The organism is Flavobacterium psychrotrophum (genome assembly GCF_003403075.1).
Lineage (GTDB): Bacteria > Bacteroidota > Bacteroidia > Flavobacteriales > Flavobacteriaceae > Flavobacterium > Flavobacterium psychrotrophum.
This window is the reverse complement of the sequence record NZ_CP031557.1, coordinates 2,129,080-2,142,530: the sequence shown is the minus strand read 5'-3', so window position 1 is coordinate 2,142,530 and position 13,451 is coordinate 2,129,080. Positions and strand designations below refer to the sequence as shown.

Sequence of the window (13,451 nt, the reverse complement as noted above, 5' to 3'; positions counted from 1 at the left end):
CATGACCCAGGACATTAACTTCATGACCAAAACCAAGGCACTTATTGACAATCTAAAAAGTGTCTGCGCCAACTATGGTTTGGGAAATGACGGAAACGAATTTAAAATAATTACCCAGGTATTCCTGTATAAATTTCTAAACGATAAATTTAGGTACGCCGTAAAGCAGGAAATGCCCGCTATAAGTGAAGCTGAGAATTTTTCGGAAGCCTTACGTAACCTAAGTGATGAGGACTACAGTTTTTTGGTAGCTTCATTAGACCCTAATATTCCGCGATTAAGGCCACAGCACCTTATCTCGCATTTGTTTACCATCCAGAATGATCCCGATTTCGGTAAAACTTTTGACGACACTCTAAGACAGGTTTCGGTTGAAAACGCCGAAGTATTTTCGGTAAAATCTTTTACCGGCGCTAAAGATAGCTTGTTTGACGATTTAACGCAGTTTATTTCAGATTCCTCGCAGCGTGATGCGTTTGCAAAAGCCTTAGTCAACAAGCTGTTTGAGTTTAGTTTTGAGGAGATGTTTGAGCAGAAATACGATTTTTTCGCTACCATTTTTGAATATCTTATTAAGGATTACAATACCGATAGTGGCGGGAAATATGCAGAGTATTACACACCCCATGCAGTTGCTCGCATTATGGCACAAATTATGGTACCCGGACCGGTAAAGGGGGCAAAAGTGTATGACCCTTCGGCGGGGTCGGGCACGTTATTAATGAGTATCGCCCACGAGATTGGCGAAGAGAACTGTACGATTTACTCCGAGGATATTTCGCAGAAATCGAGCAATATGCTGCGTCTGAATTTGGTATTGAATAACCTGACGCATTCTATACCGAACATTATCAAGACCAATACGATAGCGCAACCGAACTATTTGGACAAAGAGTTCGACTACATCGTTTCTAATCCGCCATTTAAGCTGGATTTTTCCGATTTTCATGCTGATTTAGATAAAGACGCTTTTAAAAAACGTTTTTTTGCCGGGATTCCTAATATACCGAAAAGTAAGAAAGAATCAATGGCCATCTATCTGCTATTCATACAGCATATTATGTACTCATTGAATGATACCGGAAAAGCGGCTATTGTAGTGCCCACCGGTTTTATTACTGCGCAAAGCGGCATTGAAAAGAAAATCCGTGAGCGCATTATAACTAACGGCTGGCTGCGTGGCGTGGTAAGTATGCCCAGTAATATTTTTGCCAGTACGGGTACCAACGTTTCGGTGTTGTTTTTGGATAAGAAAGCCGATAGCGACCAGATGGTATTGATGGATGCCTCTAAACTGGGAGAAACGGTTAAGGAGGGTAAAAACCAGCGCACCGTATTAACCCCTGTCGAGGAAAACCTTATTATTGATACCTTTAATGCCATACAGGCCGTACGCGACCTCTCTGTAGTGGTTAGCAGAGCACAGGTAATAGAAAAAAACTACAGCTTTAGTGCCGGGCAGTATTTTGAGGTAAAAATTGAGTATGTGGATATTACAGCAGAAGAATTTGCAGAAAAAATGGACGGTTTTCAAAATCGACTGCAAAGCCTTTTTGCAGAAGGTAATGCCTTAGACCAAGAAATTCAGGAACAATTAAAGGGTTTAAGGTATGAGTAAAATAAAGTTGAAGGATGTTGTATTTTATTCTAAAGAAAGAATACCATATGGGGAACTAAAACTTGAGTCATACGTCTCAACTGAAAATTTACTTCAGAATAAACAAGGTGTTACTAGAATTGATGCTCTTCCTGCATCAATTAATAATACTACTAAGTATTCTGCTGGAAATATATTGATTTCGAATATACGTCCATACTTAAAAAAGATTTGGTATGCTAAGAATGATGGAGGAGTTTCCAGCGATGTTTTGACTTTTGTCGTTAGGAATGATTTTGACTCGAGATTTGTTTATTATAACTTATTTCAGGATATGTTTTTTGATCATACGATGGCTGGCTCAAAGGGAACTAAAATGCCTCGTGGTGATAAAAATCAGATACTTGAATTTGAAATCCCAAATTTAAATCTTCCAACCCAGCAGAAAATCGCCTCTGTCCTTTCAACTTTAGACGATAAAATAGAATTAAACAGCAAAATCAACGCAGAGCTGGAGGCAATGGTCAAAACGCTGTATGACTATTGGTTTATACAATTTGATTTTCCGAATGCTCATGGCAAGCCTTATAAATCGTCAGGCGGTAAAATGGTCTGGAATGATGCGTTGAAGAGGGAGATTCCAGAAAGATGGGAGGTAAAAGAGCTCGGAGATATCGCTGCTATTAATGCCGGTGGTGATAAACCTGATTTAATATCGAAAGTAAAAACCGAAGATTATAGAATACCTATATTTTCAAATGGGTCAACTAATGAAGGCCTTTATGGCTATACGAAGTTGGCTAAGATAAGTGAACCAAGTATAACAATTTCGGCTAGAGGGACTATTGGTTATACAGTGTTAAGAAATGAATCGTATTTTCCGATTATACGTTTAATATCTATTATTCCTAAAGTAAAATATAGAGCACTGTTTTTTTACTACGAAATTAAAAACTTAGTTTTTGAAAACTCAGGTTCTGTACAGCAGCAATTGACTGTTCCTCATGTTTCTAAACTAAGGATACTCAATCCTGCGTCAGCGGTTCTGAATAGTTTTTTCACTCAAACTAATCAAATTATAAAAAAAATTGATTTAAATAAAAAACAAAACCATGAACTTGCTTCGCTTCGCGATTGGTTATTGCCTATGTTGATGAACGGGCAGGTAACTGTCGCTGAGGCTAAGGAGAAAGTGGGTATGGTGGCTGAGGGGAGTGTATCGTATAAATAATATTTAGATGTTAGAAATTATCACATCGAAGCTTTTTAAATAATAAATATGGATTTTCAGAATTTTGAAACGTTAATAAGGCAGATTGAAACAGATCTAGGAGATAACTTTAATCAAAAGTTTAGAGAGGCTAGGAAAAAACTTTCCGGATTAAATAACCTACCTAATAGAATACTTTTTTCGGAATATGATAAAGATAAATCAGAATGGGTTTACAATAGAGGAGGAAAAAAAGAAATCCAGTATCATTTATATTTACGGAATGGAGAATTAGGTTACGGACTTGGAATTAACAGCCAAAGAGGATCTTTTAATAATGATGATCCCGCAAAAATTGCAAATTCCTTAGGCATTTCTTTTAAAGATTTATATTTTAAAATAAAAAATGTTGTTCCAAATTATTCTTTTAAGATAGGTTCAGAAGACCAATTAGGTAAAATGAAGGAAGAAGAGTTTTTACTTTTTGGAAATTCTATTCCTTATTTGAATGACAACAAATTAGATGATTCGGATTATCAAACTGTGATTTCGGATCTAAAAAAACAATTTGAGGTATACTGTATGGTTTTTGAATTAAACAATAGGAAAAATGAAACTCTTTCGCATCAGGAAATACAATTGAAGGAAATCACTAAAAAGATAAACTTGCTTAAATACAAAAGGCAAATTATCCTCCAAGGTCCTCCAGGTACAGGTAAAACTAAATTGGCAAAAGAGATAGCTCAACAATTACTAGGATTAAACCAAATTGATAAAGAGTTTGTAAAGAATAACCTTAATTTGGGTTTAAAATTTGATAGTGTCGGTGGGACGAAAAAATTTGAGATAATTTCGATTAATCAAGACAATATTGAAATTACTACATCTGGAGAAAATCGTCTTCCAACAATCTCTGGGATAATAAAATATTATAAAGATAATTTAGATTGGAAAACCTCAACTTTAAAAAATGTTGAAGCGTATGAAATGTCATTGGCTAAATATATAACGGAAAATGTAAATGTTAATAAAAAGGACTCAGAACAAGTCAAACTAATTCAATTCCATCCCAGCTACACTTATGAAGACTTTGTACGTGGTATCGTAGCCGAATCAAAAGGTGAGAAAATCGAGTATAAAAATGTAAATAAAACACTTGGTTTGTTTGCTGAAAAAGCGTTAAGGAATTATATAGCAAGCCATAACAATTCTTCTGAATCAAACATTGAGCAATGGGTAGATTCCAAGTTTGAAGAGTTTAAGAGTAATGTTGAAGCAAAATTGCCTGAAGAGCAAGTAACACTTTCAGGGGATATTAAGATTTATGAAGTAACGGATTCTTATTTTAAGTATGCCCAATCCTGGCAAACACCCGGATATATAAAATTTAGCGAGTTCAAGAGTCTGGTTAAGGCTATAGTTTCGGGAGAGCTTGAATTGACAAATAAGCAATTAGATAAAGAGAAATTTATCCATGCACATTATCGCTATACCTATTATAATGCCCTGCTCAAAATTTTCTTTGATGAGTATAAGTATCAAGGAGAGTCTTATTCAGAAGCTCCCAGAAATTACGTGCTCATTATAGACGAAATTAATCGGGCTAACCTTTCATCTGTTTTAGGCGAACTCATTTATGCCCTAGAATACCGGGGAGAGGCCGTAGAAAGTATGTATGCCGTCGAAGACGATAATAAATTGATTTTACCTCCAAATCTTTACATCATTGGCACTATGAATACTGCCGATCGTTCGGTGGGGCATATTGATTACGCCATCCGCAGGCGTTTTGCATTTGTAGATGTTCCATCAGAAAATCTTAAAGAGACACAAGGTTTGGAAACATTTGACGGCGTTTTATTTGATACAGTAGCGGCTTTGTTCGATACCAATTTATCACCTGAATTTGAGAAGAAAGACGTCCAATTAGGTCATTCCTATTTTATCGATAAATCAGCAGAAACAGATGGCGCTTCGACCGAAATTCGACTTGAATACGAAATCAAGCCGATTTTACGGGAATATGTAAGAGATGGCGTTTTAACGGGCGAAAAAATCAAGGAAAAAATTGAAGCTTTAGCTCCTTCTATATAATGGGTATTTGTTTATCCGAACATAAAAGCCTTCTAATCCGCTTCGTGAATGATGAAGAGCAACAGCCAGAACAAGAAGGCATCGTAAAAATTCATCGGTCAAAATTTGAACTGTTTGAATCGGTAGTGTCTAAGCCGTTCAATGATAGCAGTCATTGTTTTATATTTAATAGAAAAGATTTAGATTTTGAACTGAAGGCAGATTACTGTATTGGGCTTGACTGGATTGGAAAGACAGGTAGGTACTTGTATGTTGAACCAAAAATAAACAGTAAGTATGCTAAATTGTTTGATAAAAAAAGCGAACATGATTCCGATGATAACACAAAGCAGAAAAGGTCGAAAGAAGTTGATGGGTCTATATTTGAACTGGATTACCTAAGTATGCTGTTGCAGGTAGCGTCAGTTGATGAGAGTAACAGAGAAATCATAAACTTGGTTAAAATTGACTGGCTTGCCCAGCCCATTAAAATTGAACAAAAAGACGATAGGCTAACCCCTTTCCTGATTGTACGTTTTTTACAGATATTGAAAAACATTGTCCGTAAAGGGTTAAAGAAAAATTACTACAAAGTGCAGGAAAACCTTAACAACAGGGTTAAAGGCAAAATATTGGTTGGACAACATATTAAGCAGAATGTTTTTAAGAATCGATTCACAACTACATACTGTGAGTACCAGCAATTCGGCTACGACCATCCTGAAAACCGTTTTTTAAAAAAGGTGTTGCAATTTGCCACGGCCTATTTGGAAAACAATAAATCTCTTTTTGGAACCATTTATTCGGATATACAACATACTATAAACTATTGTCGTCCCGCTTTTGAATTGATTTCGAATGTAGTCAACGAATATGAACTTAAGCACATCAAGCACAATCCATTTTACAAAGCGTATGAAGAAGCTTTGCAGACGGGTCAGCATATACTGAAGCGTTTTGCTTATAACATTACACAGACGAGTTCCAAAGAAATTGCAACACCGCCATTCTGGATAGACATGCCCCGGTTATTCGAATTGTATGTTTATAGTAAAATGATAGAAGCCAATCCAGCTGGTAAAAAAGAAATCCATTTTCAATTTAAAACCTATGGCAATGCACTAGATATTTTAGTTTCAAAACCTGATTTTCAAGTGGTTATCGATGCTAAATACAAACTCCATTATCAACACGGACAGGTACACGATGATATTCGTCAAGTAGCCGGATATGCACGTTTGAAAAAGGTCCGGGAAAAATTGAAAGTGACTGGAGATATAAATATATCTTGTTTAATTATTTATCCTGACATGGAAAACGGGATTGAAGATTTTTCATTAGAAAATATCAGAGATAATATGAAGGAAATACCTGCCTATTACAAAGTATATAAGCTCGGCGTAAAGTTGCCTTATATCTAATTAAATAGTTAATATTTAAACATATTTCTGATATAGCTTTTCATGTTCACTCCCGCGACCGGGACCGCAACGGCATCCTTTTTCGCAGAAAAAGATACAGCGGAGTGCCCGAGAAGTCGCCCTAAACAGATGTACTAAAAAAATCCCAAAAACAACAAAGCCCCTTGGATCAACAAAGGGCTTTAAAAAGGCTATTTCTTTCCTTCCTCGATAGAAACCTTACGGTACTCCTTGAACAATTTTTCCAGCTCTAACGTCGCTTTACGCGCACGTGCACCTGCCGCTTTGTTCCCCTGTGCAAAGGCTTCTGATTCTTTCTGGAATACCTCAATACCTGCGCTGATCTTTTCGTTTAACTCGTTCATGGAATGCTATTTTTAAAATTAGGCACCAAAATTACACTAATCTCCCGATTTTTCATATCCGTCGGCTGTTTTTGCTTTTAATTCCCATTCTGTTTCCTGTATGAAGAACTTGGGCGTCATCCCTGTCTCTTTTTTAAAGCACCCTGTGAAATGCTGGGTAGAAACAAAGCCTGCTTCCTGCGCGAGGCCTGCCGTGTTGTATTGCCTGATACGCGATTCATTGCGCAGGCGCTGCAGGATATAATTTATGCGCAGCCCGTTAATGTAATCCGTAAAACTTTTGCCCCTGTGTGCCAGGATCACACTAGCAAGGTATTTGTTGTTGGTCTTAAAGCGCTCGGCGAGAGCGCTTGCTGTCAACTCCGGTTCGCGGAATGCATCCTCTTTCTCAAAATCCTCCAGGCATTTCAGTATCCTTTCGGTAATGGTATCGGTAACCGGGATTTTCGGGATCTTCCGGCTCGCTTTTTTCGTGGCGGTAGATAGTCCGTTGGCCAGCAATTCTGCATATTTTTTACGATAGCGCCTCTGTGCTGTAAGGTTGCGGTATACAAAGTAGGGCAAAAAGCACAGCAAAGCCACGCTGAAGACCACGGCAACCATGTGGTACCGATTGCGGCTTACGGACTTCCGCTCCGCGTCGTCCTTGAATGCCTGTAGGGCACGGGTATCGTATTCCCGGTGTATTTTCTGGCTCAGGTACCTGAAATTGTTGTCGATCTCTTTGTCAATCACCAACAACCGTTCGATGTAGGGTAGTGCTTTTTTCATTGTATCCCTGTCCCTGTAATAGGCAATCAACAGTTCGTAATTCTCCCGCAATTCAGGCCTGATATATTTTCGTTTGCAATAGATCGAATCCACTTTCCTGAAATAGGTTAGCGCTGTTTCATCCATCTTTAATGACTTATACGATTTACCGATATAAAAATACGATACCGCCTCGGTCGCAAAATCATCTTCCTTCCGGATAGGCGCCATTGTATGCTCCAGCACTTTTATAGCCCTACTGTAATCGGCATTGTGGTATAAATTAACACCCTCAAGCTGCTGGATGTGCGGCATGATCTTATCATAACCCGCCTCACGGCTAACCTGGGCTGCTTCAGCGTTCGTTTTTACCGACAATTTCAGTGCGCCGGTACGGCTGTAGCACAGGGCGAGGCTGTGCAGTGAATTGGCATAGGCGAATGGGTCTTCGCGCTCATAGTACGCCGTACATTCCTTTAGAAGTGCAATTGCTTCGTGGTAATATCCCAAATAGGATTTTATGAGGGCCATGTGGTATTTTACCTTATGCTTCAAGTACTGGTCATCCGTAGTTGCTATATACCTGTTCGCCACAGTGTAGTTCTCAAATGCCCTCATGTGGTCCTTCCTATAATAGTATATTATCCCTTTGGCAAGGTAAGCCTCACCGATTAATGCAGTTTCCTTAGACCTGGTTGCAGCATATATCATGCTGTCAGAATACACCAGCTTGTCTGTGCCGGTACTTTCATAGACTGCGTAATGGTAGGCATCCATAAGCTTTACCCAGTCACGCTCTTTCCAAGCTTTATTCCGGTAAGCATTGATGGCCGCCCATACCTTCGGGCTCCCATTTAACCGATTAATCTGCTCTTCCAGTTCGGGATAGGTGTCAAGGATAGGACGTGGATCGGTAATGAATGTAAACAATAGTAAGGTGATCGCAGCGTATAGTGTTTTCATGGCTGGCTGATTAAGGTTAAACCTAGCTGAACCGTGCTGTATGGCAGGGAAACAGTCCATTCCAATGTAGTATAAACAGCGTAAAAGTTGCGAAATTATAAGAATAAAATTACGCCATTCGCGAATGGTATGCAAATGATTCCCGAACCAAAACAGCAACCATTTGCAAATAGTTGGGGCGCAATGTAGTTTTGAAATGAATTCAATAAAGTGTTCTACACAGAACATTTTATGCCCGGGCAAATGATAAGGGAATCATCAACTTAAACATTTGCACTTATGAAAATTATCTTTTATTGCGGGCTTGGTGCCTGCCTGTTTTTATCATGTACCAACGACGGGGATGGGAGTGCCGCCATCCAAAGCAGTACTACATCCTTATACGCTGCCAAAACGAAAACGGTTACCACTACAAACCCCGCGAACCCCCAGGATCAGGTGGGTACAATCTATAGTGTCTTGTACGAAGGATATTTTCCGGATTCTACGCGTGTCCTGTATGGGACATTACCAGATATAACCGATTACGCCTCGGGGGAGGAGCCTTTTGGACAACTCGATGCAAATAACAATCTGCCACCGGATAGTGCTATTTTAGAAACCATCATTACCACAGCCGCTTCAAATCCTGAACTGGCGTTCTCCTATTCCGCACTGACCCCTAATGGCCTGGCTTCGCTGCTGGGAATAACCACCATCCTTTCCCAAATGTATGAATCGGATGCCCCGTACCAGCAGGTTTATGATGTAATCGTTTCCTATGAAGGGGAAGTAGTTTCTGACCCACAATTATCAACCACAGATCGGAATATACTACTGACGACTATGGCCGTAGTGCGGCAGGATGCCACCGGGCGTAAACCAAGAAAGCGCAAAGACCGTGACTGGGAATTTTCTATCGGGCATGTTGCGGCTACTGCCTATGGCGCATCGGAAAGTGATGTTTCAGCAGTCCTGTACGGGCTGGGTGCCACCTTTGAATAATTCCACGACAACTATTTATCCCAACACTATGGCTATGCAATCGCTCCATCGTTTTGCCGACCTGAAGTCCCTGCTGGACTTCAGGGAAGCATATACTAAAGCTATGGATTGCTATATCTATTGCAAGGATTTCCCAAAAAGATTAGTGGTCGATGGATATACAAAAAGTGGCGCGGAAGTTTTCCTTTTTACTGCCCGGTACATGCCCATTGATGGAACTTTTCTACAAGGTGGAAGTGCCGCTTACCTGCTCGTTTATTCAGGCTTTTCACAATCTTTACCTGAAGATGGTGATGCGGTAAGCAGCACTTCTCCTTTTATATCCCTATCGGTAGCGCAATCCTCCTGTATTGAAACGGTTCTTGGAGAGGTATTATTAAGCCGGGAGGAAAAGAAAGGCCAATTTCTTTCGTTTTTGGAACTTTTACTTGCGCCGTCAGATCTTAACGTAGTGCCGGATATTGGGCCTTATGGGAGGCGTTTGGGAATCGCCTACCGATTTATAGTCCTGGTACAGCGCGAGGCTACCCGGCACCATGATGTGCACTATTATGCGGATATCTTATGTATTGGAGCCAGCTACCTCACGCGTTGTGTACATGTTACCCTAAATATGTCTGCAAAGCAGTTTATTGTCGCTATCCTTATGGAGCAGGCAGAGAAATTGCTATGCACTACAGATGACACTGTCATGCAAATTTCAGAACAGCTGGGATTTCAGAACAGCGCGTCTTTTACCGCATTTTTTAAGCATAACAGAGGAGTACCCCCCAACTCTTTTCGACGATAATAATTATCCCCGTGGATTATGATACAGAACTATCCCCTGGAGTGGCTGGATTCGCTAATCACCTTAACGCTGAACCCAAAAAAAATGTATTTTCAGGACATTACGAAGGAGGAAGCACAGGCATTATCGGAGAAGGCAATCATCGAAACGCTCCATATACAATCGGAACTAAAAAATAAAGTATTTTCACTTCCAAAGGAGAACCAAATCAGGTTACTGGTGCGCAAATACCATTCAGCGCTGATCATTCTCCTGGATAGTGTCATTGACTATCAAAAGAACGAGCTGTTCAAAAAATCGGAACTTGTCAACATTACAAAGACACTCACTTCCTGCCTGGATGAGATACTGTCATTTATTGAAACACGCTTTGCAAATTTCCTCAGCCTGGATGAACGGGTGCCGTCCACCTACCTTGAAGTTTCAAAGATGGAGATGCGTATGAAATTAGACCGTATACGTAAACGCCTGATCACGGAAGTGGCCGACGTGCGTTTTACAGACATTGTCCTGGGCAATCTCTATAATTTTATAAATTCAAAAAAAGACCCGCCGACAAGTTTTAGGGAATTGCTTTACCGTAAAGAACTTGTAAAAGAACTGGAACTCCTGGGCAGAGCCAAAAATAAAACCAGTATCTACACCGCCCTTAATGAACTGCTGATCTACATGAACTTTAATAGCAGGAGCTATATCAATTATTTTACCCGGTGTATCGCTGATAAAATAAACATGTTGGAGCATAAAGCGGAACGTGCAGACAGCCTCCATTTCCATTTTAAAGAATTTAAGCAGATGCATTGCAACCAGAATACCGTGCTGTATCCCCACCATCAAAACCTCAAGGTCAGTTTAGCGAATTGGTTTAGTAACGAGATTGCTTATCTGGAGAAAACAATGCCAATGCCTGTGCAATCGACAGGGGAGGGGCATGCCCCGGAATTTAATAATAATGAAAAAGTTTTATGTGACCTATCTTCCGACCAGATCGGCATCATATTGCGGGCAGCAGATGAGCTGCGCATACTCAAGGCAAAATCAATGAGCAAAGTATTTAAAAGTATCATACCTTTTCTTGCTACGGCCCATAAACAGGACCTCTCCTACAATGCTGTGCGCATCAATTCCTATAAGGCCGAGGATAAGGATAAAGAAATCGCAATTGCTGCGTTGGAGAAGATCATCCGAAAAATAAAAACTTACTGAACTTATAATCGGGATGGATATTGCCATTAACCCAATTACATACATCGTCTTAGTACCAGCGGGTCGGAAGTTCTCTTCCCATCCGCTTTTTTATTTTTAGATACCCCACAACTGCTTCCTATACAAATGATGGCTGCCCATAACAAATTTTAAAGGGATACCCGGTACACAAAAGGCTACAACAAAAGTTGTAGTTGTGCACTTTTTAGCTGTTCGCTTACTTTGATGTGTGCCTGGATAACCGGCCAACATTGGGAAGCAAAGTATCACCATAAATCCAACACCATGAATATAGACAGAACCGAATTTCACGCCTGGATGGAACGTGTAATGCAGCGCTTTGACCTGCTTGCCGAGAAGATCCATAAGGTGGAACAGCGCCATAACAGTATTGATGGCGAAGAATTACTGGACAACCAGGACGTGCTCCAGATGCTCAAAATCAGTTCGCGCTCCCTGCAACGCTACCGTTCTGACGGAAAGCTTCCCTACTATACCATAAGTGGGAAGCTGTACTATAAACTTTCCGACGTGCACCAGTTTATCAGGGAAAGCTTCCACCGCCCGGAACCGCAGCGCAAGGCCACCGGATGACAAACAATCCCTGCCGCGCCTTTAACTCCCTCCCTAAGGAATGGCTATTATAGTTTTAATCCCTAAATATTTTGTTATGCCAGACCAGCCAAAAATCCAGAAGAGTCCTGACGAGCTCAATGAAATGCTCCTTGTCCTGGATAAAAAAGAAAACAAGGTCAAGGGTGTCAAGGGGCTTTCGAAGGACGGCATCGTAAAGGCGGAGGGCATTGATGAAAAAAAGCAGCAGGATTTCATGCGTGTCGAGCGCAATGGCGACTTCTTTTCCAACTTCTTCGCCAATTTCATGCGCCAGCTCAAAGAGCCCACCCGTTTTGACTTCTTCCGCGTACCCTACGCATTAGGGAAAGAGATAGCCGCCGAGCTCCAGTCGCATTTGGACAACCTTGGAAAAGATGCCCAAAAGCTCATGTCTAAGTATGCACTCAATTCTGAATATCAATTTAAAAATCATAATACTATGGAAACAACACCGTCAACACAGGAGACAAGCGAGTACAAATTCAAACCGGAACAGGTGAATTGGGAATCACTCGCCAATTTAGGAATCAACAAGGAGCGCCTTGAAAAAATGAACCTGATGGAGCCCTTGCTAAAAGGGTTTAAGACCAACGATACCGTACCACTTACCCTTACCATGGGTGATGCGGTCGCAAAATTGGATGCCCGGCTGTCGTTACAAACCAATGATGCGGGCCAGGTCGTCGTGGCCATGCACGGCATACGAAAAGAGCCTAACCTGAACTACCCGTTTTTCGGGCATGAGTTTACGAAGGAAGACAAGGATAACCTTTTGAACACCGGGAATATGGGCAGGGTCGTCGATCTATTTAATCAGAAAACCAGTGAAAATATCCCTTCCGTGATCAGTGTCGACCGTAAAACCAACGAGCTGGTAGCCTACAAGGCAGAATGGATCAAGATACCCGACGAAATTAAAGGCGTTAAACTGGACGATGCCCAAAAACAAGTTTTACAGGAAGGTAAACCGTTACAGCTTGAAGGGATGACCTCGAAGAAAGGTGAATCCTTTGATGCCACGGTACAGTTCAATGCCGATAAGCGTTACGTGGAATTCCTGTTCGACAACAAGCCCGCCCAAGGCCAGTCACAAGGCAGGACGTACGACGAGGCACCGAGGGAGTTCAGGGGCAAGGAACTTACCGATGACCAGTACAATAAACTGAAGGACGGGTTAACGGTCTATGTGAGCGGCCTAGTAGACAAAAACCAAAAGGAATACCATGGCTATATCACCTACAACAGTGAAAGCGGCAAGGTGGGCTTTTCCTTTAACAACCCTGCCAAATCAAAAGAGGAATCCCTGCCTGCCGGGGCTTCGCAGGGCGCAGCTACAGAGAACAAAACGGCACAGGCAGGAAATGCTGCAAAAGAGGACCAAAAGAACCAAAAGGAAACTACCGCTAAGCAGGAGCAGGAACCACAGGATGCCCCGGCAAAAAGCAGGGGAAGAAAAATGTAACAAATAATTATGTAC

Annotated in this window: 11 protein-coding genes; 9 read left to right on the top strand and 2 right to left on the bottom strand. The window is 41.0% G+C overall.

Annotation, left to right across the window (positions count from 1 at the left end):
• Position 1 precedes the first annotated feature (1 nt).
• Genes DYH63_RS09375 through DYH63_RS09355 form a run of 4 tightly spaced genes read left to right on the top strand, consistent with a single transcriptional unit; the run spans position 2 to position 6,301 of the window.
• Complete coding sequence (locus DYH63_RS09375) at positions 2–1,618, top strand: HsdM family class I SAM-dependent methyltransferase (protein WP_116788556.1); 1,617 nt, start codon at positions 2–4, stop codon at positions 1,616–1,618.
• A complete protein-coding gene (locus DYH63_RS09370; RefSeq protein ID WP_116788555.1) occupies positions 1,611–2,828 on the top strand; it encodes a restriction endonuclease subunit S in 1,218 nt (405 codons plus the stop codon). The genes DYH63_RS09375 and DYH63_RS09370 overlap by 8 nt, the downstream gene beginning before the upstream one ends.
• Positions 2,829–2,876: 48 nt before the next feature.
• Positions 2,877–4,901 (top strand): AAA family ATPase, encoded by a 2,025-nt coding sequence (locus DYH63_RS21470; protein WP_205528304.1) that lies wholly within the window; start codon positions 2,877–2,879, stop codon positions 4,899–4,901.
• A gap of 44 nt (positions 4,902–4,945) precedes the next feature.
• A complete protein-coding gene (locus tag DYH63_RS09355; RefSeq protein WP_240409088.1) occupies positions 4,946–6,301 on the top strand; it encodes a 5-methylcytosine restriction system specificity protein McrC in 1,356 nt (451 codons plus the stop codon).
• 191 nt (positions 6,302–6,492) lie between these two features.
• Here DYH63_RS09355 and DYH63_RS09350 read toward each other — a convergent pair whose 3' ends face one another.
• Complete coding sequence (locus DYH63_RS09350) at positions 6,493–6,666, bottom strand: BF3379 family histone-like protein (protein WP_116788553.1); 174 nt, start codon at positions 6,664–6,666, stop codon at positions 6,493–6,495.
• 36 nt (positions 6,667–6,702) lie between these two features.
• On the bottom strand, positions 6,703–8,379 hold the full coding sequence (locus DYH63_RS09345) for a helix-turn-helix domain-containing protein (RefSeq protein WP_162926978.1): 1,677 nt from the start codon (positions 8,377–8,379) through the stop codon (positions 6,703–6,705).
• Between the two features lie 279 nt (positions 8,380–8,658).
• On the opposite strand from DYH63_RS09345, the gene DYH63_RS21285 reads away from it, so the two are divergent.
• The 5 genes from DYH63_RS21285 (at position 8,659) to DYH63_RS09325 (ending at position 13,436) form a co-directional block, all read left to right on the top strand.
• Positions 8,659–9,363, top strand: a complete 705-nt coding sequence (locus DYH63_RS21285) for a hypothetical protein (RefSeq protein ID WP_162926977.1) — start codon at positions 8,659–8,661, stop codon at positions 9,361–9,363.
• A 34-nt stretch (positions 9,364–9,397) separates the two neighbouring features.
• The gene (locus DYH63_RS09340) at positions 9,398–10,153 is read left to right on the top strand and encodes a helix-turn-helix domain-containing protein (protein ID WP_162926976.1); all 756 of its coding nucleotides are present in this window, start codon (positions 9,398–9,400) and stop codon (positions 10,151–10,153) included.
• Between the two features lie 18 nt (positions 10,154–10,171).
• A complete protein-coding gene (locus DYH63_RS09335) occupies positions 10,172–11,359 on the top strand; it encodes a hypothetical protein (RefSeq protein ID WP_116788550.1) in 1,188 nt (395 codons plus the stop codon).
• A 285-nt stretch (positions 11,360–11,644) separates the two neighbouring features.
• Positions 11,645–11,953, top strand: a complete 309-nt coding sequence (locus DYH63_RS09330; protein WP_116790791.1) for a helix-turn-helix domain-containing protein — start codon at positions 11,645–11,647, stop codon at positions 11,951–11,953.
• A gap of 76 nt (positions 11,954–12,029) precedes the next feature.
• On the top strand, positions 12,030–13,436 hold the full coding sequence (locus tag DYH63_RS09325; protein ID WP_116790790.1) for a DUF3945 domain-containing protein: 1,407 nt from the start codon (positions 12,030–12,032) through the stop codon (positions 13,434–13,436).
• Positions 13,437–13,451 lie beyond the last annotated feature (15 nt).